This window comes from Aromatoleum evansii (genome assembly GCF_045689615.1).
In the GTDB taxonomy this organism is placed as follows: Bacteria; Pseudomonadota; Gammaproteobacteria; order Burkholderiales; family Rhodocyclaceae; genus Aromatoleum; species Aromatoleum evansii.
The window spans coordinates 3,069,475-3,092,423 of sequence record NZ_CP141259.1; the positions used below are offsets into that span (position 1 = coordinate 3,069,475).

The 22,949-nt window shown below is 66.9% G+C and carries 17 protein-coding genes; 9 read left to right on the forward strand and 8 right to left on the reverse strand.

The window, feature by feature from the left end; translation table 11 throughout:
* Nucleotides 1–49: 49 nt before the first annotated feature.
* Nucleotides 50–3,982: a phosphoribosylformylglycinamidine synthase gene (gene purL, locus U5817_RS14430; protein WP_407277790.1), complete on the reverse strand. Its 3,933-nt coding sequence runs from the start codon at nucleotides 3,980–3,982 to the stop codon at nucleotides 50–52.
* Nucleotides 3,983–4,193: 211 nt separating this feature from the next.
* Between purL and U5817_RS14435 the strand changes: the two genes are divergently transcribed.
* The 5 genes from U5817_RS14435 (at nucleotide 4,194) to U5817_RS14455 (ending at nucleotide 9,361) form a co-directional block, all read left to right on the forward strand.
* Entirely contained in the window at nucleotides 4,194–5,003 is an 810-nt protein-coding gene (locus U5817_RS14435; RefSeq protein WP_407277791.1) for a phosphatase PAP2 family protein, read from the forward strand.
* Nucleotides 5,000–5,914, forward strand: coding sequence for a lysylphosphatidylglycerol synthase transmembrane domain-containing protein (locus tag U5817_RS14440; protein WP_407277792.1), 915 nt, complete (start codon nucleotides 5,000–5,002; stop codon nucleotides 5,912–5,914). Before U5817_RS14435 ends, U5817_RS14440 begins: the two co-directional genes overlap by 4 nt.
* Nucleotides 5,915–5,928: 14 nt before the next feature.
* Nucleotides 5,929–6,975 carry a glycosyltransferase family 2 protein gene (locus tag U5817_RS14445; protein ID WP_169131182.1) on the forward strand — a complete coding sequence of 349 codons (1,047 nt, stop codon included), beginning with the start codon at nucleotides 5,929–5,931 and terminating at the stop codon, nucleotides 6,973–6,975.
* Nucleotides 6,972–8,528, forward strand: a complete 1,557-nt coding sequence (locus tag U5817_RS14450) for an ArnT family glycosyltransferase (protein ID WP_407277793.1) — start codon at nucleotides 6,972–6,974, stop codon at nucleotides 8,526–8,528. Before U5817_RS14445 ends, U5817_RS14450 begins: the two co-directional genes overlap by 4 nt.
* Nucleotides 8,529–8,635: 107 nt before the next feature.
* On the forward strand, nucleotides 8,636–9,361 hold the full coding sequence (locus tag U5817_RS14455; RefSeq protein WP_407277794.1) for a phosphatase PAP2 family protein: 726 nt from the start codon (nucleotides 8,636–8,638) through the stop codon (nucleotides 9,359–9,361).
* Nucleotides 9,362–9,384: 23 nt separating this feature from the next.
* Here the strand turns inward: U5817_RS14455 and U5817_RS14460 are convergent, their stop codons facing one another.
* From U5817_RS14460 to U5817_RS14470, 3 genes are read right to left on the reverse strand one after another with little or no spacing between them, the layout of a single operon-like run.
* Complete coding sequence (locus U5817_RS14460) at nucleotides 9,385–9,819, reverse strand: polymer-forming cytoskeletal protein (protein WP_169131176.1); 435 nt, start codon at nucleotides 9,817–9,819, stop codon at nucleotides 9,385–9,387.
* Nucleotides 9,820–9,866: 47 nt separating this feature from the next.
* Nucleotides 9,867–10,244, reverse strand: coding sequence for a hypothetical protein (locus tag U5817_RS14465; protein ID WP_407277795.1), 378 nt, complete (start codon nucleotides 10,242–10,244; stop codon nucleotides 9,867–9,869).
* Entirely contained in the window at nucleotides 10,245–11,231 is a 987-nt protein-coding gene (locus U5817_RS14470; protein ID WP_407277796.1) for a M23 family metallopeptidase, read from the reverse strand. It lies immediately after the preceding gene.
* A gap of 333 nt (nucleotides 11,232–11,564) precedes the next feature.
* On the opposite strand from U5817_RS14470, the gene U5817_RS14475 reads away from it, so the two are divergent.
* Entirely contained in the window at nucleotides 11,565–13,589 is a 2,025-nt protein-coding gene (locus U5817_RS14475) for an NADPH-dependent 2,4-dienoyl-CoA reductase (protein ID WP_407277797.1), read from the forward strand.
* 65 nt (nucleotides 13,590–13,654) lie between these two features.
* Here U5817_RS14475 and ppsA read toward each other — a convergent pair whose 3' ends face one another.
* Nucleotides 13,655–16,021, reverse strand: coding sequence for a phosphoenolpyruvate synthase (gene ppsA, locus U5817_RS14480; protein WP_407277798.1), 2,367 nt, complete (start codon nucleotides 16,019–16,021; stop codon nucleotides 13,655–13,657).
* Nucleotides 16,022–16,130: 109 nt separating this feature from the next.
* Between ppsA and U5817_RS14485 the strand changes: the two genes are divergently transcribed.
* Nucleotides 16,131–16,964 carry a pyruvate, water dikinase regulatory protein gene (locus U5817_RS14485; RefSeq protein WP_169131168.1) on the forward strand — a complete coding sequence of 278 codons (834 nt, stop codon included), beginning with the start codon at nucleotides 16,131–16,133 and terminating at the stop codon, nucleotides 16,962–16,964.
* 40 nt (nucleotides 16,965–17,004) lie between these two features.
* The gene (locus U5817_RS14490; RefSeq protein ID WP_169131166.1) at nucleotides 17,005–18,174 is read left to right on the forward strand and encodes a DUF2863 family protein; all 1,170 of its coding nucleotides are present in this window, start codon (nucleotides 17,005–17,007) and stop codon (nucleotides 18,172–18,174) included.
* Nucleotides 18,175–18,228: 54 nt separating this feature from the next.
* Here U5817_RS14490 and U5817_RS14495 read toward each other — a convergent pair whose 3' ends face one another.
* Genes U5817_RS14495 through U5817_RS14505 form a run of 3 tightly spaced genes read right to left on the reverse strand, consistent with a single transcriptional unit; the run spans nucleotide 18,229 to nucleotide 22,274 of the window.
* A complete protein-coding gene (locus U5817_RS14495; protein WP_169131164.1) occupies nucleotides 18,229–18,912 on the reverse strand; it encodes a DUF599 domain-containing protein in 684 nt (227 codons plus the stop codon).
* 28 nt (nucleotides 18,913–18,940) lie between these two features.
* Nucleotides 18,941–19,879: an alpha/beta fold hydrolase gene (locus tag U5817_RS14500; RefSeq protein ID WP_407277799.1), complete on the reverse strand. Its 939-nt coding sequence runs from the start codon at nucleotides 19,877–19,879 to the stop codon at nucleotides 18,941–18,943.
* A 55-nt stretch (nucleotides 19,880–19,934) separates the two neighbouring features.
* Nucleotides 19,935–22,274: a DNA internalization-related competence protein ComEC/Rec2 gene (locus U5817_RS14505; protein WP_407277800.1), complete on the reverse strand. Its 2,340-nt coding sequence runs from the start codon at nucleotides 22,272–22,274 to the stop codon at nucleotides 19,935–19,937.
* A gap of 111 nt (nucleotides 22,275–22,385) precedes the next feature.
* On the opposite strand from U5817_RS14505, the gene U5817_RS14510 reads away from it, so the two are divergent.
* Nucleotides 22,386–22,934, forward strand: coding sequence for a DUF2062 domain-containing protein (locus U5817_RS14510; RefSeq protein ID WP_407277801.1), 549 nt, complete (start codon nucleotides 22,386–22,388; stop codon nucleotides 22,932–22,934).
* Nucleotides 22,935–22,949: the final 15 nt, after the last annotated feature.

Below are 22,949 nucleotides of genomic sequence, written 5' to 3' on the forward strand. Positions count from 1 at the left end.
ACTGCATCACGCTTCGGCAGCCCTTGGGCCCGACTATACGTCCGGCCGATCAGCCCAGCCAACGCCGCGCGTTGCGGAACATGCGCATCCACGGCGAATCCTCGCCCAGCGACTCGGGATGCCAGCTCATCTGCACCGTGCGCGCGGTGCGCTCCGGGTGCGGCATCATGATCGTGAAGCGGCCGTCCGCGGTCGTGACGCCTGCCAGGCCGTCGGGCGAACCGTTCGGGTTGAACGGGTAAGTCGCGGCCGGCTTGCCGTGATTGTCGACATAGCGGACAGCGGTGATCACGCTGCCGCGATCCGCCTCCCGGGCGAACACCGCCCTGCCCTCGCCGTGGCTGACCACGATGGGCATGCGGCTGCCCGCCATGCCGCCGAAGAGGATGGACGGGCTCTCGGGAATCTCGGCCATCACGAAACGCGCCTCGAACTGCTCGCTGCGGTTGCGGTGGAAGGTCGGCCAGTGCTCGGCACCGGGGATGATGGCGGCCAGGTTGGCCATCATCTGGCAGCCGTTGCACACGCCCAGCGCGAAGGTGTCGCTGCGCCCGAAGAAGGCTTCGAACTGCTCGCGCAGCGCCGCGTTGAACAGGATCGACTTCGCCCAGCCCTGGCCCGCACCGAGGACGTCGCCGTAGGAGAAGCCGCCGCAGGCCGCGAGGCCGTGGAAGTCGGACAGGTGACGGCGGCCCGCCTGCAGGTCGGACATGTGCACATCGAACGGAGCGAAGCCTGCGCGCTCGAAAGCGGCGGCCATCTCGGCCTGCGAGTTCACGCCCTGCTCGCGCAGGATCGCGATCTTGGGACGGGCGCCTGTCGCGAGCATGGGCGCGACGATGTCCTCGGCCGGGTCGAAGCTGGTGACGACGCTCAGGCCGGGGTTGGAGAGGTCCGCAAGGGCTTCGAACTCCTCGCGCGCGCAGTCGGCGTCGTCACGCAGGCGCGCGATGCGGTAGCTCGTTTCCGACCAGGCCTGATGGAGTTCCGCGCGCGGCGCACTGAACACGAGCTTGGCGTTGCGCCAGAAGCGCAGTTCATCACGCTCGTTCGGTTCGCCGAGGAAGTGGTAGGTGAGCCCCGCCTCGCGCAGCGGCGTGGTGAGGCGCGCGCGATCCTCGCGGCGGATCTGGATCACCGCGCCGAGCTCCTCCGCAAACAGCCCGCCGAACAGACGGTCGTTGAGGCGGCCCTTGATCGTGTCCGGCTTCTTGTCTAGGCCATCCACGTCGTTCATGTACCGGTCGTAGCACACCGTGTCGAGCACGACCGACAGGCCGCACTTCGACGCGAAGGCCATTTCGCACAGCGTCGCGAACAGGCCGCCGTCGCTGCGGTCGTGGTAAGCGAGCAGCAGCCCGTCACGGCGGAACTGCTGGATCAGCGCGAAGAACTTCGCCAGTTGTTCCGCATCGACGTCCGGCGCATGTTCGCCGACGGAACCGAACACCTGCGCCAGCGCCGAGCCGCCGAGGCGGTTGCGGTCATTGCCGAGGTCGATGAGCATGAGCTCGGTCTCGACGCCTTCGGGGAACTTAAGTTGCGGCGTAAGCGTGCGGCGGACGTCCTCGACCGGCGCGAAGGAGGTGACGATGAGCGACAGCGGCGCGACCACCTGCTTGTCCTGGCCCTCCTCGCTCCACGCCGTCTTCATCGACAGCGAGTCCTTGCCGACCGGAATCGACAGCCCCGCCGCCTGGCAGAACTGCGACACGGCGCTGACGGTGTCGTAGAGCTTCGCGTCCTCGCCGCGATGCCCCGCGGCCGCCATCCAGTTTGCCGACAGCTTCACCTTGCCGAGGTCGGAAATGTCCGCCGCGGCGATGTTCGTGATCGCCTCGCCCACCGCCATCCGCCCGGACGCCACGGCGTCCAGACAGGCAACCGGCGTACGCTCGCCCATCGCAAAGGCTTCACCCTTGTAGCCGTGGAAGCTCATGGCGGTGACCGCAACGTCTGCCACCGGCACCTGCCACGGGCCGACCATCTGGTCGCGCGCGGTCATGCCGCCGACCGAACGGTCACCGATCGTGATGAGGAAGCTCTTGGAGGCCACGGTCGGCAGGCGCAGCACGCGCAGGCAGGCCTCCTTCAGGTCGACGTCGGTCACGTCGAAGGGCGGCACGTGCACGGCGCGGCGCGACACGTTGCGCGTCATCTTCGGCGGCTTGCCGAGCAGCACCTGCATTTCCATGTCGACCGGCTTGTTGTCGAAATGGCGGTCGCTCACGGTGAGGTGACCGTCGGCCGTCGCCTTGCCGAGCACCGCGAAGGGGCAGCGCTCGCGCTCGCAGATGGCACGGAATTCGTCCAGGCTCTCCGGCGCGATCGCGAGCACGTAGCGCTCCTGCGACTCGTTGCTCCAGATCTCGCGCGGGCTCATGCCCGGCTCCTCGATGTGCACTTCGCGCAGCTCGAAATGCGCACCGAGACTCGCGGAATCGGCCAGTTCCGGCATCGCGTTCGACAGACCGCCGGCCCCGACGTCGTGAATCGCGAGGATGGGATTCGCCTCACCGCGCTGCCAGCACGCGTCTATGACCTCCTGGCAGCGGCGCTCGATTTCCGGATTGCCACGCTGGACCGACGCGAAGTCGAGATCCGCGGTGTTCGTGCCGGTCGTCATACTGGACGCCGCACCACCGCCGAGACCGATCAGCATGCCCGGACCGCCGAGTTGAATCAGCAGCGTGCCGGGCGCGAACTGCACCTTGTGCGACTGCTGAGCCTGGATGCTGCCGACGCCGCCGGCGATCATGATCGGCTTGTGGTAGCCGCGCACCTCGCTCTGCACTTCCTGCTCGAAGGCGCGGAAGTAGCCCGCGAGGTTGGGACGCCCGAACTCGTTGTTGAACGCCGCGCCGCCGATCGGTCCCTCGATCATGATGTCGAGCGCGGAAGCGATGCGCTCGGGCTTGCCGTAGGGCTTTTCCCAGGGCTGGACGAATTCGGGGATGTTCAGGTTCGACACCGAGAAGCCGGTCAGGCCGGCCTTGGGCTTGGAGCCTCGGCCCGTCGCGCCTTCGTCGCGGATCTCGCCGCCCGCGCCGGTCGCCGCGCCCGGGAAGGGCGAGATTGCGGTCGGATGGTTGTGCGTCTCGACCTTGGCGAGGATGTGGGTTTCTTCCGCGCGGAAGCGCCACTGGCCGTCCGCGTCAGCGTAGAAACGGTCGATGACGGCGCCTTCGATGACCGAGGCGTTGTCCGAATAGGCGACGACCGTCCCTTCGGGATGGGCCTTGTGCGTCTCGCGGATCATGCCGAACAGGGTCTTGTCCATCGTGCGTGCGTCGATGACCCAGTCCGCGTTGAAGATCTTGTGGCGGCAGTGTTCCGAGTTCGCCTGGGCGAACATCATCAGCTCGACGTCGGTCGGGTTGCGCCCCATGCGGGTGAAGTTGTCGACGAGGTAGTCGATCTCGTCGTCGGACAGCGCAAGACCCAACTCGCCGTTGGCCGCGACGAGCGCGGCACGGCCGCCGCCGATGACGTCGACAGTCGTCAGCGGCCTGGGCTCGTAGTGATGGAACAGCGCCTCGGCCGCCTCGACGTTTTGCAGCACCGATTCGGTCATGCGGTCATGCAGCAGGGGGAGCGCCGCGGCGAACTGCCGGTCGTCGAGGCCGCCCCGCACGTCCAGAGAATAGGCGATACCGCGCTCGATGCGCACGACCTTGTCGAAACCGCACTGGCGGGCGATGTCGCTGGCCTTTGACGACCACGGCGAGATGGTGCCAAGGCGCGGCACGACCACGACGGGTGTTCCCGCCGGCGCCTGCGGCGTCGCGGGCACCGCGCCCAGCAGATCGACCAGCCGCTCGAGTTCCGCGACGTTCAACGGCTCCTTGATCTCGATGAGGTACCAGTGTTCGGCTGCGAGCCCCTTCAGTTTGGGCAGCGCTTCGGCAACGGTACGCGAGAGACGCTCCAGGCGGGAGGAAGAGAGCGCCGGAGCGCCGCGCAGCTTGAGAATTTCGGCCATTTGAGTCGGTGCGAAGGATCGGGAAGGACGCGAACAGGTGTTCGACGTGCGGAAAGAGCGGAATTATACCCGACGGTCGCGCCCGCTCCCGCAGGTAGTTTCCCTCCCCCGCAACCCTCGCGGCGGCGCCCTGCCCGCGTGCACAGCCGACCCGTTCAGGGCTTGCGCGCGCAGATCGGGTAGAATTATGTGTTTTGTCCGACGCAGCCTGATGAGCACACACCCCTTGCCTTCGCCCAGTCGCTCGCGCGAAAGCGCCTGCTGGATCGCGGTTCCCGCCGCCATCCTCGCGCTGTGTGCGCTGGCGACGCTGGCAAGCGGACGCAACAGCGAGTGGTTCCTGGGCTGGAACGGCGCGGCGGCGGCGCTGCCTGCCTTCGTGTGGGCCGGACTGACCAATCTCGGCGCAACCTCCGGCGCTTTCGCGGTGCTCGCCGGTTTCCTCGCCTGGCATCCGCGCTGGGCGGCTTCCGCCCTGCTGGCGGTTCCGGCCGGCGCGCTCTACACGCATGGCGCCAAGGAATTTTTCGACGAAGCACGGCCCGCGGCCGTATTGGGCCCGGAGAACTTCAACGTGATCGGCGAAGTGCTGCGCACCGGCTCATTCCCGTCCGGCCACTCTGCCACGGCCTTCGGTTTCGCAGCCGTGGCGGCCTTGTGCGCGGTGCAATCGGGCCGGCGACTGGTTGCCCTGTCCGCGCTGGCGCTTGCCTCGGCCGTCGCCTTCTCCCGCGTTGCAGTCGGGGCGCACTGGCCGCTCGACATCTTCGCCGGCGCGGCCGGCGGCTGGCTCTGCGGCGCGTTCGGAGTGTGGTGGTCCTCGCACTGGCGCTTCTGGGAGAGGCGCACGGGCTGGCGCGTGCTCGCCGCCCTGCTTGCCGCCTTCTCGATCTCGATATTCTTCGAGGAACTGGGCTATCCCGAGGGGCGCTGGATTCAGTACGTGCTGTGCGCCTGGGGCCTCGGCGGCATCGCCTTCGCGCTCGCACGCGGCCCCCAGCCACAAAGGGCCGACGCATGAAGCGCCTGCTTGCGATCGCCGCGAGCCTCGCGCTGCTGGCATGGCTCGCATGGGACGGCCGCTGGCAAGGTCTCGGCGATGCGTTCCGGCGCCTCGACCCGCTCGCCGCGACGCTGGCACTGGCCGGTTTTGCGGCCAGCTATGCCCTGCGCGCGGGCCGCGTGTACGACGAGTTCCGCTCCGATGCGCGAGGCCGTTTCGGAACCTGCCTGCGCATCGTGCTGATCCACAACGCGATGGTCAACGTCGTGCCCTTCCGCGGCGGCGAAGCCGCCTTCCCCGTCCTGCTCGGACGCAACTTCGGCACACCGCTGGCCCGCGCCCTCGCCTCGCTGTTCTGGTTTCGACTACAGGACGCCTTCGTCGTCGCCGTCGTGGCCGTCGCCGTCTGGCCGGGCCTGCCCTTGCCCCTGCGCCTCACCGGCATCACGGCCCTGGTCGCCTTCGCGTGGTACTTGCCGCGCTGGGCGCGTGCCCCGCACGCCTGGGCCGAGCGCGGCGGCGCGGCGGCGAAACTCGCCAAGCTGCGCAATGCCTTCGCCGATTCGACACGGCACGCGCGTTTCGGCTGGATCTGGACGCTCGCGAACTGGTCCGTGAAGCTCGCCACCCAAGCCTGGCTCCTCGCCTCCCTGGTCCCGGCGGCCCTTTCCGTCGGCGCGGCCGGTGCGCTGGGCGCGGAACTTGCCGCCATCCTCCCGGTCCAGGGGGTCGCCGGATTCGGCACCTACGAGGCGGGCGCCGCGGCGGCGATGCTGCCGAACGGCGTCCCGTTCGCGAGCGGCCTGCAGGCCGCTCTCGCCCTTCACCTTTTCGTCATCGCCTGTGCGGTAGCATCCGGCGCCCTCGCCTGGCTCGTGCCGGCGCGCGCCGCTTCCGCCAGAGACCCCGATCGCCCGCATCTTTCCTGAAGACACTGATCCGCATGAACAAGTCGCCCTTGCCGCCTGCCGAACCGCAGATTCCCGCGGATATGCCCGAGCACACCCTTTCGGTCGTCGTGCCGATGTACAACGAGGCTGAAAACGTCGAGCCGCTGCTCGAACGCATCCACCTCGCGCTGGGCCCCTATCCCTGCCCCTGGGAAGTGGTGCTCGTCGATGACGGCAGTTCCGACGCGACACCCGCGGAACTCGCGCGCTGCGCCGCCAAGTACGGCCCGCATGTGCGTATCGTCGAACTGATGCGCAACTTCAAGCAGACCGCGGCGATGCAGGCCGGACTGGACGCCGCCCGCGGCAGCGTCATCGTCACCATGGACGGCGACCTTCAGAACGACCCGATCGACATCCCGCGCATGGTCAAGCGACTGCTGAGCGAGGATCTCGACCTCGTGGCAGGATGGCGCAAGGATCGCCAGGACGGACTGCTGCTGCGCAAGATCCCCTCGCGCATCGCCAATCGCCTCATCGCGCGCATGACCGGCGTGCACCTCAAGGACTATGGCTGCAGCCTCAAGGTCTTCCGCGCCAGCGCGATCAAGAGCGTGCGCCTGTATGGCGAGATGCACCGCTTCATTCCCGCCTGGCTGGCGACCGTAACGACCCCGCGCCGCATCGCCCAGGAAGTCGTGACGCACCATGCGCGCGTCTTCGGTCAGTCTAAGTACGGCATCTCGCGCACCTTCCGGGTAGTGCTCGATCTGGTGTTCGTTTACTTCTTCATGCGCTACCGCACGCGCCCGGGGCACTTCTTCGGCGGCATCGGCATCGGCCTCGGTGCGCTTGGCACACTCATCCTCAGCTATCTCCTCGCCCTCAAGCTTTTCCTCGGCGAGGACATCGGCACCCGGCCGCTGCTCTTCGGCGGCTTCTTCCTCGTCATCGCCGGCGTGCAGATGGTGACCTCTGGCGTGCTCGCGGAACTGCTGGCGCGCGTGTATTACGAATCGGGCAGCTCCCGCGCCTATCTCGCGCGGCCGCGCACTGCGCTCGACGACGTAGACGGATGGCACAGGAAAGGCGACCGATGATCACACCCGCGGCTTCCCTGCCCCAGCCGCGCGCGTCGCTGGCCCTTGCGATCTTCCTGCTTCCGTTCGCCGCCTTCTTCCTGCGACTGGGCGGCGCGCCGCTGTTCGACGTCGACGAAGGGGCCTTCTCCGAAGCCACGCGCGAGATGTTCGAGCGCGGAGACTTCCTCTCCACCTACCTCAATGGCGAGAACCGTTTCGACAAGCCGATCCTCGTGTATTGGTTGCAGGCGCTCGGCTACCTGTTGTTCGGCCCCACCGAATGGGGCTTCCGCCTGCCCTCAGCGGTAGCCGGGGTGCTGTGGAGCTATGCGACCTGGCATTTCGCGCGCGAGCGCTTCGGTGCGAGCACCGCCCTTGCGGCACTCGCGGTCGCGTCGACCGCGCTGGGCCCCTTCGCCATCGCGCGCGCCGCGACGGCCGACGCCCTGCTCAACCTGCTCCTAGCCCTCGCGCTGTTCGATGCCTGGCGGCACCTCGAATCCGGCCGTCGTGCCCCGCTGCTGCGCAGCTTCGTGTGGATCGCGCTGGGCGCACTGACCAAGGGCCCGATCGCACTGATCGTCCCGGGCACCGTGAGCCTGCTGTACTGCGCGAGCCGCGGGGAATGGAAACGCTGGGCGCGCGCCGTGTTCGACCCCGTCGGGCTGGTCATCCTCGCGGCGATCGTCGTGCCCTGGTATGCCGCCGCCCTGGCGATTCACGGACAGGCCTTCATCGACGGCTTCATCCTCAAGCACAACGTCGAGCGCTTCACCGGCACGCTGGAAGGCCACGCCGGCAGCCTCTTCTACTACGTGATTGCCGTGCCGTTGCTCCTGCTGCCGTGGACGGGACCGCTGTTCGGCACCCTGCGCCAGATACGCGGCGACCTGGATACCGGGGTGCGCCGCTTCCTGTGGATCTGGGCCGGTTTCGTCGTCGCCTTCTTTTCCCTGTCCGGCACGAAGCTCCCGCACTACGTGCTCTACGGCTCGACGCCGCTGTTCCTGCTGATCGCCGTCCACCGCAACGAGCTGCGCCGGGCCCCGCTGCATCTGCTCGCCCCGACCCTGTTTCTCGCGCTGCTGCCGTTCCTGCCCCTGATCTTCGACGCGCTCGCCGCCAGCGCGGCCGGCAACGAGTATTACCGTGCCCAGCTCGCGCTCGCGCTGACCGAGGCCACCCCCGAATACTACCTGGTCGTCGTCGGCGGGCTGCTTGCGTGGATCTGGCTGGCCTTGCGCTGGAACGCCGCAGCGTGGATGAAGGTCGGCGCCGCCGCGGTCATCCAGGTCATCGTCCTCGCGGGGGTGGTCGCCCCCTGGGCCGGCGCGGTCTTGCAAGGCCCCGTCAAGGAAGCCGGACTGCTCGCACGCAAGACCGGAGAGCCCGTCGTCGCATGGCGCTACTACGCCCCGAGCTTCAGCGTCTATCGACAGGCCGTGACACCTGACCGCGCCCCCACTGCGGGCGAACTCGCGATCACGCGCACCGACCGTGTTCCGGCCAGCGGCGTCGACATCCTCTACCGCAAGGGCGGCGTCGCACTCGTGCGCAAGCTGCCCGATTGAGCGCCATGCCAGAACCGGCATCGACGAAGGAAGTACCGCATGCTCCCAGAACGCCCGCCGCTGCAATCCCCGCGAACGACTCCCCTGCGCCGCCGGGGCGCCTCCGCATGAATCGGCTGACCGTCTGGATGGCCCTGACCATGGCCGTCTGCGCCGTGGTGTTCACGGTGTGGCCCGAGCTCGATCTCGCGGTATCGCGCGCGTTCTACGACTCCGCGCGCGGCTTCTCGGGCGACTACAACCCGCTCGTGCAATCGCTCTACCGCGGCATCCCGCTGATGTCCAAGGCGACCATCATCGGCCTGTTCATCGCACTCTTCGCCTACTCGATGCAGCGCGGGGCGACCGGGCAGAAACGTCGCATCCAGGTTGCCTACCTGATCGCCGCGCTGCTTCTCGGCCCGGGCCTGCTGATCGACGTCGCCCTGAAGGACTACTGGGGCCGCGCACGCCCTTACAAGGTTGAACAGTTCGGCGGAACCAAGGCGTTCACGCCCGCGACGCAACCGTCCGACCAGTGCGACAACAATTGCTCCTTCGTCAGCGGTCACGCCTCCGCCGGCTATTACCTGGTGAGCCTCGGATTTCTCGGGGGGGTCGCCGCCCGGCGGCGCTGGACCCTGATCGGCCTCGCAGTCGGAACACTCTTCGGCCTTGGCAGGATTGCCCAGGGCGGGCATTTCCTGAGCGATATCGTCTTCAGCTTCTATGCAACGTGGTTCGCAGCCTGGGCGGCGTGGATGATCTTCCTGCGGCTGGGCTGGCTGCAGGAGGACACGTCAACCGCGGACCAGTTTGCGGCACGCGACGACAAGCGCGGAAGCGCTGCCTGATTCGCCGGTGGCGTGTGCCCCGGCTAGCGAGCGGCCGATGCCGGCGTGGAGCTGGTGAGCTCGATCACATTCTTCGCGCCCGAGGCACCATCCTCGAGCTTTTCCAGCTTGCCATCGACGACCGCGCCGCATTCCATCTGCAGCTGACGGTAGATGATGTTGCCGGAGATCCGCGCGTTCGCCTGCAGTTCGAGGAAATGCTCGACCTCGAGATCGCCCTCGATCACGCCGTTGATCACGGCGTCGTAGGCACGCACGCGCCCGTTGATCGAGCCTTTCTCGCTGAGCACGAGCAGGCTGCGCTCGCCTTCCTTGTTGATCACGTTACCCTGGATGCGGCCGTCGACCCTCAGCCCGGCAGAGAAGATCACATCACCGACGATCTCGAGATTGTCCGCAACCAGACTCGAAAGCTTGGTCATCTCGATCGTGCGCTTGCCCTTGCGTCCGAAGAACATCGTTTCCGTCTCCCCTTTCCAGTCCCCCGCCTGCCCGGCACGGCGGATCATTTTTCAGGCTTGCGCGCCCCAGCGGACTTAAGGAACGCCAGTTCGTCGCCAACCTGCTTCAGTTGTTCATTGAGCGTTGCGACCTGTCGCTCCAGCTCGCTGCGCGTCGCCAGCTCCACCTCGAGCTCGAGGCGAAGCTTGGCAAGCTCCTTCCTTAGTTCGAGGTTTTCCGCACGCACATCGGAAAGATAGGACGTCGGCGCAAGATTATTTTCGAAGAATCGCAGCCCGACGACCGCCACCAGCACCACCACCAGCATGGCCCCGAGCACGAACGCCATGCGGCCGACACCGCGGCTTGCCGGACTCAGTGCATATTCATTACGCGTCAGGTCGTGATTCGGCGAACGCCGCGACGGCTTCATCGGCTCCACTCAGAATCGCGCCAGATAGGCAGCGGGATCGACCACGAGGCCATCCTTGATGACTTCAAAATGCAGATGCGAACCGGTCGAGCGGCCGGTCGACCCGACCTCCGCGATCTTTTGCCCCGGCATCACGATCTGCCCGGGCGTGACCAGGACCTTGGATGCATGGGCATAACGCGTCACGAGGCCGCCACCGTGATCGATCTCGACGGTCTTGCCATATTCGACGCGATGGCCCGCGTAGACGACGCGTCCGCCACCGCTGGCGACGATGGCCGTGCCGCGCGGGGCCGGGTAATCGACACCGCTGTGGAACGCGAGACGGTTGCGGAACGGGTCGAGCCGGTTGCCGAAATTGGAGTTCACCTCGACATCGGGAACCGGCGCGCGCCCGGGGAATGCCATCTGCGCGAGGCTGAACGAGGTTGCAAGGCCGTCGAGATGGGCGAAGGTCTCGCTGACGCGTTCGATGTCGCGCTCCATTCGCTCGAGTTCGTCGGAGAGCTTGCCGGCGCCGTCCGAGTCGGACATCAGCGGCGAGCGCAGCAGCGCAGTTACCGGATCGGTGACGCGAGGCACGAACGCTGCGCTCGGATCGAGCAGCGGGCCACCGGACGACGCCGGGGGCGTCTTGGCAATGCGGCCCGACTTGCTTTCCGCGTCGGCGCTCTCGCTGAGGCGGCTTTCGAAATCCCTCAGGACACCGATGCGGTTGGCGAGCCCTTTGGCTTCAGCCTCGAGCTGCACCATCCGCCCCGCGAGCTCGCCGAAGCGGCCGATGAGCAGACGTGCTTCAGGGCTCGCGGAAGGGTCGGCAGCACCTTCCTGAGATGCGGCGGAGTTCGCGGGCGACTGGAAGCCGTACCCGAGGGCGAACCCGCCACCGAGCGCGGCCAGGACCGCGATGCTCGCACCAGCCAGGAACGCCCGTGCGCTGATCGTGCGCACTTTCGACTGCGTTAGCGTTCCGGCGGAAAGAATGACAAAAGCCATCCGTCTCCTCCAAGCAGAGACATTGACCAGGCATCGCACACGCTACGCGCGCGATGGGCGAAAACGGATCCCGGCCAAATCCATTCGTGCAAATCCAAAACGCCGGAACAAAGGCGGCGAATTCTATCACCAAATCAATACGATGCGTCAAGCAGGAACCACCCCGATCACCCCCGAATCAGCCCGATCCGCCATTCACGCGGCTTTGCGGCTCACGATGCTTCAAGCGCGACCCACTGGTCCGCCCCCACTGCAGGCACTATCATCACGCGGACGGCACAATACGGAACCGTACGTTCCGACACCCAAGAATCGAAATCCGAGGAGACCCGAATGACCGCCGCGAACGCCTACCCGACCCTGCTCCAGCCGCTCGATCTGGGCTTCTGCACGCTCAAGAATCGCGTACTGATGGGTTCGATGCACACCGGGCTGGAGGAGTCCGGCAACGGTTTCCAGAAGCTCGCCGCGTTCTACGCGGCGCGCGCACGCGGCGGAGTCGGCCTGATCGTGACAGGCGGTATCTCGCCCAATTCGGACGGCCTGATCTTCCCCGGCGCAAGCGCACTGACGAACGACGAGGAAGTCGCGCAGCATCGCCTGATCACGCAGAGCGTGCATGCCGAGGGCGGACGCATCTGCATGCAGATCCTCCACACGGGCCGCTACGCGTATCACCGCGGCTCGGTGGCACCGTCGGCCCTCAAGGCGCCCATTTCGCCGGTGACGCCGCGCGAGATGGGCGAAGAGGACATCGAACGCACCATCGAGGATTACGCCCGCTGCGCTGCGCTGGCGCGAGATGCCGGCTACGACGGCGTCGAGGTGATGGGCTCCGAAGGTTATCTGATCAACGAGTTCACGGTTCTGCACACCAACCACCGCACCGACCGCTGGGGCGGCAGCATGGAGAACCGCCATCGCTTCCCGGTCGAGATTGTGCGGCGCGTGCGGGAACGCGTTGGCCCCGACTTCATCATCATCTACCGCATCTCGATGCTCGACCTGGTCGACGGCGGCGCACCGTGGCAGGAGATCGTCTCGCTCGCAAAGGCCATCGAGGCCGCCGGAGCGACGCTCATCAACACCGGCGTGGGCTGGCATGAGGCGCGCATTCCGACGATCGCGACGATGGTGCCGCGAGCCGCCTTCAGCTGGGTCACGCGCCGCATGAAGGGTGAGGTCGGCATCCCGCTGATCACCTCGAACCGCATCAACACGCCCGAGGTCGCCGAGCAGGTTCTCGCCCGCGGCGATGCCGACATGGTGTCGATGGCGCGCCCCTTCCTCGCCGACCCGGATTTCGTCGCCAAGGCGGCCGCCGGGCGCGGCGACGAGATCAACACCTGCATCGCGTGCAATCAGGCCTGTCTCGACCACATCTTCGAGGCCAGGCCCTGCACCTGCCTCGTGAACCCGGTCGCCTGCCGCGAGACGGAGCTGGTGATCGCCCCGGCGCCGGCGCGGAAGCGCGTCGCCGTCGTCGGCGCCGGCCCCGCGGGCATGGCAGCTGCCGCCACTGCGGCCGAACGCGGCCACGCCGTGACGCTGTTCGAGGCAACGGAGCGGATCGGGGGCCAGTTTAACCTCGCAAAGCGGATTCCCGGCAAGGAGGAGTTTGCCGAGACGCTGCGCTACTTCGGCCGGCGCCTGGAGAAGGCAGGGGTGGAGATCCGTCTCAACCACCGCGTCACCGCGGAGGAGCTCGCCGGCCGCTTCGACAGCGTGGTGCTTGCCACCGGGATCACGCCGCGCACGCCGGACATTCCCGGCATCGACCATCCCATGGTCGCCAGCTACATCGACGTGATCACCGGCCGCAAGCCGGTGGGGCGCAAGGTGGCGGTGATCGGCGCGGGCGGGATAGGCTTCGACGTCAGCGAACTGCTCACGCATGCCGATCTCGCCGACGACCCCATCGAGCACTACCGCCGCGAATGGGGGATCGACGCCACTTACGCGGCGCGTGGCGGCCTATGCCCGCCCGTGGAGGAAGCGCGCACGCGCGAGCTGTGGTTGCTGCAGCGCAAGCCGAGCAAGGTCGGCGACGGCCTCGCGAAGACGACCGGCTGGATCCGGCGCACACTGCTTGGACGGCGGGGCGTGAAGATGCTTGCCGGCGTCAGCTACACGAAGATAGACGACGCCGGCCTGCATGTGCGGCTGGGCGACGAGGACAAGCTCCTGCCCGTCGACACGATTGTCGTGTGCGCCGGCCAGGATCCGCTGCGTGAGCTGCAGGGACCGCTGCAGGCTGTGGGAGTCGAGGTCCATCTGGCGGGCGGCGCCGACATTGCGGCGGAGCTGGATGCAAAGCGAGCGATCGACCAGGGCACGCGCATCGCCGCCGCGCTCTGACGCGCGCGGCGCAAGAATGAAAACGGCGGCCGCGGCCGCCGTTCCTGTTTCCGCCGGGAGCGGTCTTACTTGCCCGCGTGCTCGGACAGCTTGAGCCAGGTATCGACGACCGTATCCGGGTTCAGCGAGATCGTCTGGATGCCCTCGTCCATCAGCCACTCGGCGAAATCGGCGTGGTCCGACGGCCCCTGGCCGCAGATGCCGACATACTTGCCGAGCCGGTTGGCGGACTTGATCGCCATCGACAGCAGCTGCTTCACGGCGGGGTCGCGCTCGTCGAACGCATGGGCGACCAGGCCCGAGTCGCGGTCCAGGCCCAGCGTGAGCTGGGTCAGGTCGTTCGAGCCGATCGAGAAGCCGTCGAAGTGCTCGAGGAACTGATCGGCCAGCAGGGCGTTGGACGGAATCTCGCACATCATGATGAGCTTGAGATCGTTCACGCCGCGCTTGAGGCCATGCTGCGCGAGCAGGTCGACGACGCCGGCGGCCTCCTCGACGTTGCGCACGAAGGGCACCATGATCTGGACGTTGGTCAGCCCCAGTTCATTGCGCACCTTCTTCATCGCGATGCACTCGAGTTCGAAGCAGTCGCGGAAGCTGTGCGCGATGTAGCGCGAGGCGCCGCGGAAGCCCAGCATCGGGTTTTCTTCCTCCGGCTCGTAGATCTCGCCACCCAGGAGCTTGCGGTACTCGTTCGACTTGAAGTCGGACATGCGGACGATGACGGGCTTCGGATAGAAGGCCGCAGCGATCGTCGCCACGCCTTCCACCAGCTTCTCGATGAAGAACTGCTTGGGCGTCGCGTAGCCGCGCGACCGGCGCAGGATCTCGTCGCGCAGGCTGGCCGGGACCTGGTTCAGTTCGAGGATCGCCTTCGGGTGGATCCCGATCATGTTATTGATGACGAACTCGAGGCGCGCAAGGCCGACGCCGCCGTTCGGGATCTGCGCGAACTCGAAGGCGAGCTCCGGGTTGCCCACGTTCATCATGATCTTGACCGGGATCTCGGGCAGGTTGCCCATGTCCGTCGTGATCACCTCGAAATCGAGCTTGCCGCGATAGACGTAGCCGGTGTCACCCTCGGCGCACGACACGGTCACCGAGTCGCCTTCCGACAGCACTTCGGTCGCGTTGCCGCAACCGACGATGGCCGGGATGCCCAGCTCGCGCGCGATGATCGCTGCGTGGCAAGTGCGGCCGCCGCGGTTGGTGACGATCGCGCTGGCGCGCTTCATCACCGGCTCCCAGTTCGGGTCGGTCATGTCGGTGACGAGGATGTCGCCCGCCTGCACACGGCTCATCTCGGACGCATCGGCAACCACGCGCACGGTGCCGACGCCGATCTTCTGGCCGATCGCGCGGCCGTGCGTCAGCGCCTTGCCGTACTGCTTGAGGCGGTACTTCTCCATCACCAGCCCGTTGGACTGGCTCTTCACCGTCTCGGGGCGCGCCTGGAGAATGTAGAGCTTGCCGTCCTGGCCGTCCTTGCCCCATTCGATGTCCATCGGGCGGCCATAGTGCTGCTCGATCACCACGGCGTAGCGCGCCAGTTCGAGCACGTCCTCGTTCGTCAGCGAGAACTTGACGCGGTCGGCCTCGGGCACGTCGACGGTGCGCACCGACTTGCCGGCTTCCTTCTTGTCGGCGAAGACCATCTTGATCAGCTTGGAGCCGAGGTTGCGGCGGATCACCGCGGGCTTGCCCTGCGCCAGCGTCTGCTTGTGCACATAGAACTCGTCCGGATTCACCGCGCCCTGCACGACGGTCTCGCCAAGGCCGTAGGAGGCCGTGATGAACACGACGTTGTCGAAGCCCGATTCGGTGTCGATGGTGAACATCACGCCCGAGGCACCGGTATCCGAGCGCACCATGCGCTGCACGCCGGCCGACAGCGCCACGTCGGCGTGCGCGAAGCCCTTGTGCACGCGGTAGGCGATCGCACGGTCGTTATACAGCGACGCGAACACTTCCTTCATCGCGTGCAGGATGTTCTCGTAGCCGTGGATGTTCAGGAAGGTTTCCTGCTGGCCGGCGAACGACGCGTCCGGCAGGTCCTCGGCGGTCGCCGACGAGCGCACCGCGAAACTGCCCTCGCCTTCCGCGGTCAGTGCGTTGTACGCTGCGTGAATCTCCTCTTCCAACTTGGCCGGGAAGGGGGTGTCGACAACCCACTGGCGGATCTGCGCGCCGGTCTTCGCCAGCTTTTCGACGTCATCCACATCCAGCGCATCGAGCGCAGCGCGGATTTTCTCCGCGAGCCCCTGATGGGCGAGGAACTCGCGGAACGCATCGGCAGTGGTGGCGAATCCGCCAGGAACCCGCACACTGGCGGGCAACTGGCTGATCATCTCGCCGAGCGAGGCGTTCTTGCCACCGACCTGCTCTACGTCCGACATGCGCAGTTCAGTGAAGGGGATGACATAACGGGTCATGAATGGCCTTCCGGTTTCGTTGGGGAGAAAGCAAAATGTGATTTTAGCGAATTTTGCTGCTTTGCCGCATGACAGGTTTTCCCGTATGTAACGATCTTTGGCCCCCACCATGAGCGAAAATCCTCCCCGGACCGTATTCTTCATCTCCGACGGCACCGGCATCACGGCCGAAACGCTGGGCCACAGCCTGCTCGCGCAGTTCCCGAATTCCGGGTTGCGCCAGGTCCGCATCCCCTTCGTCGACGACCTCGACAAGGCACTCGACGCTGCCCGGCAGATCCGCGAGGCACGGGCGGCCGACGGCGTCCGCCCGATCGTCTTCAGCACGCTCGTGAATCCGCACCCCGAAAGCGGGTTACGCGACGTCGATGCCCTGTTCGTTGACCTCTTCGAGCAGTTCATCGTGCCGCTGGAGGCCGAACTCGGCCAGCGCTCGACCCACACGGTGGGACGCTTCCACGGCATCGCCGAGAGCCAGGACTACAAGGCGCGGATCGAGGCGATCAACTTCGCCATGTCGCACGACGACGGGATCTCGACGGACGGAGAACTCGCCGACGCGGACGTGATCCTCGTCGGCGTGTCGCGCTCGGGCAAGACGCCCACCAGCCTCTATCTGGCGATGCAGTTCGGCGTGAAGGCCGCGAACTACCCCCTCATCCCCGAGGACTTCGAGCGCAACAAGCTGCCCGGCGAACTGCACCGCCACCGTGGCAAGCTGTTCGGCCTCACGATCGCGCCCGAGCGCCTTTCGCAGATCCGCCAGGAGCGCCGCCCGAACAGCCGATACGCCGCAATCGAGAACTGCCGCTTCGAGATCGAGGCTGCGCAGAAGCTGATGCGCCGCGAGAACATCCCCTGGCTCGACTCGACGACGAAATCGATCGAGGAGATTTCGGCTACCATCCTACAGGCCGTAAGGCTCAACAAACCTGCGTACTGAACTGCGCAGGCGCTGCAAGATCCCCCAAACAGGAATTTCCATGAAGAGACCCCGTCAAAAACGCCGCGGTGGTTTGGGCCGCGACGCCGAAAACCTGATCTGGCTCGCAACGGGCCTTGCCGAATCCGGCAGCCGCGCGGAAGACCGCTACTGGGACCGGCTGCTGTGCGAGAGCCTCGACCGCATTCTCGAGGAAGGCGGCGAAGACACCCTGAATGCTGCGCTCGACCATCTGTACGCCGCCGACCCGCGCGCCTACGACGAACTCGCCGACTACATCGAGTCGCGTGCGGAGAGCGCGTCCGGCATCTCCCCGGATCACGACATCCTGCTCATCGCCGCACCGGTGCTGGCATGGTCGCGCTATCGCATCCCGTCCAGCACCGTTTCCGCGGCCGTTCTGGCGAATTTGCGGGTGCACCTGCAGGCCCACGTCCTCGCCGACAAAGTGAAACTGGCGCTGGCCGACTTCCTCTTCAGCCCCGACCAGCTGCCACAGGGCTACTGCGCCACTGCCGCGTTCGCCGCCGAGCTAGGGCGTGCTGCCGTCGCCGGGAAGGACCTGCGCATCGACACCGAAGGTATGCCCGAAACGGCGCAGTTCCTGTCCGACACGCGTTACCTGCTCGCCGCAATCGCCGTACCCAAGGGCGAGGCGCTGTTCGCCTGGCAACAGTCCGACCGTACGCGCGAGCAATGCATGACGCAGTGGCGCATGCAGGGTGGTGCCTGCCTCACCCCCCTGCTGCCGGGCTGTGCAATGGAAGTCGTATTGCCGGAAGCGTATTTCGCTGCCAGCCGCCAGGCCGACAAGGACAGCCGCCCGTATGCGATCCGCGCCTCGGTGGCCTTCCTCGGCGCCGAGCTGGATACGCCGGCCGCGAACGTCCGCGCCGTGATCGCGCCCTTTTACGACCGCGAACTCGAGGAGTACCGCGTCGGGCTGACCCTGCGTGGCAAGGAAGAAGTCGTTCACGGCGTTGTGTGGCCGCTGCTCGGCGCAGAAGACGAGACGACCGACTCGCACGCCGAAATCGAGGCGGTGCTGCGCGATTGCGGCGTCACCGAAATCGTGAACCTCGAGCACCGTTTCCCTCTCGAATACTGCGATGACTGCGGTGCACCGCTCTACCCCTCACCGGAGGGCGAGATCGTGCACGCGGAGATGCCTGACGAGCACGGCGAACAGGCGCCCCGCCACCTGCACTGAGACTGGCGCGCCCGGCAAGCGACGACTGATTCGTCCGGGCCGGGCGCGGCCGCCTCAGGCGCCGTCGCGGTCGAGCACCACCAGTACCGACGAAGCAAAGTCACGACGGTACAGCACCACGACCACCAGCGCGGTCAGGAACAGGAAGAGCCAGGGCTGGATGAACCAGGCAACTGCCGCAAGCCCGAAATAGTAGGCGCGGATACCGCGATTGAACTCGTCGCCGGCCAGCGAGTTCACCATCGCGACCCGCTGCACCATGCGCTCATGCCCTGCCCCGTCGGGATTCGTCGGACTCGCGCCGATTAGGATGGAGAGCATGTTGAACTGGCGCAGCGACCACGTGAACTTGAAGTAGGCGACGACGAACACGGTCAGCAACAGCAGCAGCTTCAGTTCGGCCAGCTCGCGCGAGGTGGCGCGCGCAAAAGGCAGGTCGGCGGTGAAGCGCATCGCCTGGTCGAGCGCCCCGAGCACGGCGAGCAGACCGGCGATGATGTAGATCGTGGTGTTCGCGTAGAAGGACACGCTCTGCATGAGGTTGCCCACCAATGCCGCATCGCTGACGCGCATGTCGCGTGCGAGCATCTCGCGCGCCCAGTCGAGCCGGAAGCGATGGCTTACGCCCATCAGGCCGCGCTGCGACCAGCGGCTGTTTTCCGATAGCCACCCATAGCCCGCCCAGGCCGCGAGAAACCAGCCGAGCGCAACCCAGTCGAGCGTCGAGATGCTGCTCATCGTGTGCCCGCCTCCTGCACCGTGCGCCTCATCGTTCGAGCAGGAAATCGCGCACCAGCGCGATCTGTTCATGGTCCATCAGCACCGGCGCGTGCCCCACCCCTTGTATCTCGGCCAGGCGCGCCCGCGGCCCGGTGTCGCCCATCCGGCTGAAGGTCTCGGGGGTCAGCAGATCCGATTCGGCGCCGCGAATCGCAAGCGTCGGACACTGGATCGCCTTGTACACATCCCACAGATCGACATCGACCACGACGGGTGCCGCGCGGAAGACATCGCCCAGCCCGGGGTCGTACACCATCGCGAAACCTCCCTCGACGGGACGCACCGAATAACGCGTGAGGTGTTGCCACTGATCGTCGGTGAGCGGACCGAAGGGGGCACTCACGACGCGGATCCAGGCCTCGGCCTCGGCCATGCTGCCGAATTTCGGCGCATTCCCGACGTATTCGCCGATGCGTCGCAGCGAGGCCGCCGTGATCACCGGCCCGACGTCGTTGAGGACGAGCCGCGAAATCGGCGTGTGCGGCCTGCTGGCGAGCAGCATGCCGATGATCCCGCCCATCGATGTTCCGACCCAATGCACCGTGTCGGCATCCAGCCGCGCCAGCAGCGTCACCATATCCGCAACGTACAGCGGGAAGCCGTAGTCGGACTTCACGCCGAGCCAGTCGCTGCGACCGCGCCCCACCACGTCGGGGCACACCACGCGGTAGTCGTCCGCCAGTGCCCGGGCGAGAAAATCGAAGTCGCGCCCGTTGCGCGTGAGACCGTGCGCGCAGACCAGCACCTTGCGGTTGGCCGGGTCGCCCCATTCCACATACGCCATGCGATGAAACCCGTGCGGACCGATGCACTGCACCGAGCGTTCTCGCACGCCATGCCACGGCCGGTCCACCACGGGCTGCACGGCGCGCGAAGGGTGCGGTTCGGGCCTCAGCAGACGGCGCAGGGTATCTAGCAGACTCATTGAATCGGAATCCCGGTGTGCTCGGCAGGGCTCTCAAGTGTAACAGGACGAACGCCTACCTCCCGTACCAGTAGCGCCTCGCAACATCGCGCCAGGAGGTGATCTCGATTCCGCGCGCACCGACATCGACAAGGATCGCGCCCTGCCCGTCGGTGCGCCAGTTCGTCGCACCCGCCGCCGACCAGCGCTCCAGCACGCCCGGATGCGGGTGATGGAAGTGATTGAGGTAGCCCGCCGAGTGGATCGCTGCACGCGGGGCGACGGCCGCGATAAACGGCTCGCCGGACGAGGACTTGCTCCCGTGGTGCGGCACGACCACGACGGCGCTGCCCAGAGATTCGCCCGCCCGGGCGAGCAGACGCCGCTCGGCGGCACGCTCGATGTCGCCTGCCAGCAGCACGGAGCCGCCATGCGCGGAAATTCGCAGCACGCAGGAGGCGTCGTTGTCCGAACTCGTGTCGAGTTCCCTCTCGTCGGGATGAAGGACACGGAAGTCCACACCGTCCCAGGACCAGCCGTCGCCCGCCAGACATGGGCGCCGGGGCGGTTGCAGCCGACCGTCCGAAGGCGCAGGCAGATCGAAGTTGGCCATCACCCCGCTCACGACGCCGGCGGCGAGCAGGGTCGCGAGGCCGCCCGAGTGGTCCAGGTCGTCGTGCGAGACGACGAGGCGGTCGATGCGCCTGACACCTGCGGCACCGAAATACGGAAGCAGGACCCGCATCCCCGCGTCTCCACCCTGACGGTAGGCCGGCCCGGTGTCGTAGACGAGTTCGTGACGTGCCGTGCGGACGTGCACCGCCGTCCCCTGGCCGACATCCAGCACGGTCATGCGGAACGCCCCGTAAGCGGGTCGCTCGGGCACCCATGCGAGCATCGGCAGCATGGCCAGCGCCCCCGCCGCACGTCCCGGCGTGCCGCGCGGGAGCATCAGCCACCCGACGCCGATGAGCGCCGTTGCCGCGAGGAAGCCGGGCGGCGCGGCCTGCGACCACATCGCGAAGGGCCGGGCCGACAGCCATTCGAGGACCACCATCAGCACGCCGAAGAACCAGTGCGCCAGCTCCAGCAGGCTCGTGAAGGGCAGGACGACGGCCAGCAGCGTGAGCGGCGTGATGACGAAGCTCACCAGCGGGATCGCCAGTGCATTGGCGAGCGGCGAAACCATGGAGAAGCCATTGAACAGGATGACCAACCCTGGGATCATCGCGAGGGTGATGCCGAGCTGGCCCGCCACCGCCGCGCGCCAACCCTTCTCCGCACGGACGCGGCCGCCGAGGAGAAACATCAGGATAGCGACGGCGCCGAAGGACAACCAGAACCCCGCCGCCAGCACCGCCCACGGATCGAACAGGAGCACGCACAGCAATGCGAGCGCGAGCACGATACCGCCGGATGGCGCCCGCCCGCCGAGGATCGCCACCGCGACTACGGCGATCATGATCAGCGAGCGCTGCGTGGGGATGCCCATGCCGGCAAGGACCGCATAGACGGCCGCTGCGGCAAGCCCGCTGGCTGCGGCCACCTTCATGGCCGGAACCCGCAACATCCGCCGCTGCGACCGGCGCCATGCCTTTCCGGCAAGCCAGCCGACGAGCAGGCCGATCATCGATACATGCAACCCGGATATGCTTATGAGATGACTGATCCCGGTGTTGCGGAACACGGTCCACTGCTCGTCGGGGATGGCACGCTGATCCCCCACGGCCAGCGCGACGAGCACCCCGCCATAGTCGGCACCCGGCAGCGCGGCGTTGAAACGCGCGCGGATGGCGTCGCGCAGGCGGTGCACGAGCGTTGCCGGCCGTACCACGAATTCGTCGATACGGACCGGCGTGGGCGAGGCGCGCACGCTGCCGGTGGCGCGAATTCCGCGTTCGAGCAACGCCGCCTCGTAATCGAAAAGTTCGGGATTCGCGAGGCCGTGGGGCCGCTTGAGACGGGCGGTAAAGCGCCAGCGCTCGCCGGGCCGCAGCGACGGCACCGCGCCCTCACCCCGTTCGCCTGCGTACCACGACAGGAGCACGCGTTCGGGGACAGCGGCGGACGCCTTTTCGACCTGAAGGACGAAGCGCACCCCCTGCCCGCCCGGCTCCGGCAACTCGGCCACGAAACCCGTCAGCTCCACGTCGCGCATTTCGACGGCTCTTGGCAGTTCGTCGGCGAGCCGCCACACTGCACGCCAGCTCGACCACGCGAACCCGATGGCCAGCGCAATCGCCACGATCAGTGCGCGAAACAGGTTCGCGCGCGCGACACCGGACTTGTACCATTGAAACGCGACGACGCAGATGACGGTCAAACCGCCCGATAGTGCGGCGAGCCAGGAATGCGACGGCAACTGCGCCTGGTACTGCCCGGCCCAGACGCCCGCAGCGAACGCGAAAATTGCCATTTGCATAAACCCGGATCATGCGCGCAGAAGCGAGCGCGGGCAAGGGCCGCGCGCCGAGCGATCCGGACGGCCGTCGCCACGACAAACAGGACTTCGACGCCCACAGCGAGAATGCGCAACACGATCAAACGCTTCCTGCCGAATCACGAATCGGTGCACAGCAACCGCTGGCTGCGCCCCTTCGCCAACTCCCTGCTCCACCCGCGCCTGTGGCACCTGAATCGCCACTCCGCTGCGGGAGCGATCGCTTTGGGCCTGTTCTGCGGCTTGATTCCAGGCCCCTTCCAGGCACTCGCGGCAGCAGCAGGATGCGTGATGTTTCGCGTCAATCTGCCACTCGCGGTGGTGACCACGCTGTACTCCAATCCACTCACCATCGTGCCCCTGTATGTGCTCGCATATGGCGTCGGCAGCCGCGTGATGGGCATGAGCACCAACGGCTTCGTGCAGCCGCCGGACATGGGCGAACTGCAGTTCGCCCAATGGCTGGGCGCGCTGGCGGACTGGATGGTGGGATTGGGCAAGCCCCTGGCGCTGGGGCTGATCGTGCTCGCGGCGATCTTTTCGCTCGTCGGCTACATCGGCGTCAAGGCGGCCTGGCGCGTGTGGCTGATCCGCGCCTGGCACGGCCGCCGCGCGCGGCGCAGCTCCGGCTCCTGAAAGCCGCCAGGCAGC

What these genes read in the sequence shown, in the direction of transcription:
- purL (WP_407277790.1), bottom strand. Translation starts at nt 3,982, where the DNA reads ATGGCCGAAATTCTCAAGCTGCGCGGCGCTCCGGCGCTCTCTTCCTCC.
- U5817_RS14435 (WP_407277791.1), top strand. Translation starts at nt 4,194, where the DNA reads ATGAGCACACACCCCTTGCCTTCGCCCAGTCGCTCGCGCGAAAGCGCC.
- U5817_RS14440 (WP_407277792.1), top strand. Translation starts at nt 5,000, where the DNA reads ATGAAGCGCCTGCTTGCGATCGCCGCGAGCCTCGCGCTGCTGGCATGG.
- U5817_RS14445 (WP_169131182.1), top strand. Translation starts at nt 5,929, where the DNA reads ATGAACAAGTCGCCCTTGCCGCCTGCCGAACCGCAGATTCCCGCGGAT.
- U5817_RS14450 (WP_407277793.1), top strand. Translation starts at nt 6,972, where the DNA reads ATGATCACACCCGCGGCTTCCCTGCCCCAGCCGCGCGCGTCGCTGGCC.
- U5817_RS14455 (WP_407277794.1), top strand. Translation starts at nt 8,636, where the DNA reads ATGAATCGGCTGACCGTCTGGATGGCCCTGACCATGGCCGTCTGCGCC.
- U5817_RS14460 (WP_169131176.1), bottom strand. Translation starts at nt 9,819, where the DNA reads ATGTTCTTCGGACGCAAGGGCAAGCGCACGATCGAGATGACCAAGCTT.
- U5817_RS14470 (WP_407277796.1), bottom strand. Translation starts at nt 11,231, where the DNA reads ATGGCTTTTGTCATTCTTTCCGCCGGAACGCTAACGCAGTCGAAAGTG.
- U5817_RS14475 (WP_407277797.1), top strand. Translation starts at nt 11,565, where the DNA reads ATGACCGCCGCGAACGCCTACCCGACCCTGCTCCAGCCGCTCGATCTG.
- ppsA (WP_407277798.1), bottom strand. Translation starts at nt 16,021, where the DNA reads ATGACCCGTTATGTCATCCCCTTCACTGAACTGCGCATGTCGGACGTA.
- U5817_RS14485 (WP_169131168.1), top strand. Translation starts at nt 16,131, where the DNA reads ATGAGCGAAAATCCTCCCCGGACCGTATTCTTCATCTCCGACGGCACC.
- U5817_RS14490 (WP_169131166.1), top strand. Translation starts at nt 17,005, where the DNA reads ATGAAGAGACCCCGTCAAAAACGCCGCGGTGGTTTGGGCCGCGACGCC.
- U5817_RS14495 (WP_169131164.1), bottom strand. Translation starts at nt 18,912, where the DNA reads ATGAGCAGCATCTCGACGCTCGACTGGGTTGCGCTCGGCTGGTTTCTC.
- U5817_RS14500 (WP_407277799.1), bottom strand. Translation starts at nt 19,879, where the DNA reads ATGAGTCTGCTAGATACCCTGCGCCGTCTGCTGAGGCCCGAACCGCAC.
- U5817_RS14505 (WP_407277800.1), bottom strand. Translation starts at nt 22,274, where the DNA reads ATGGCAATTTTCGCGTTCGCTGCGGGCGTCTGGGCCGGGCAGTACCAG.
- U5817_RS14510 (WP_407277801.1), top strand. Translation starts at nt 22,386, where the DNA reads ATGCGCAACACGATCAAACGCTTCCTGCCGAATCACGAATCGGTGCAC.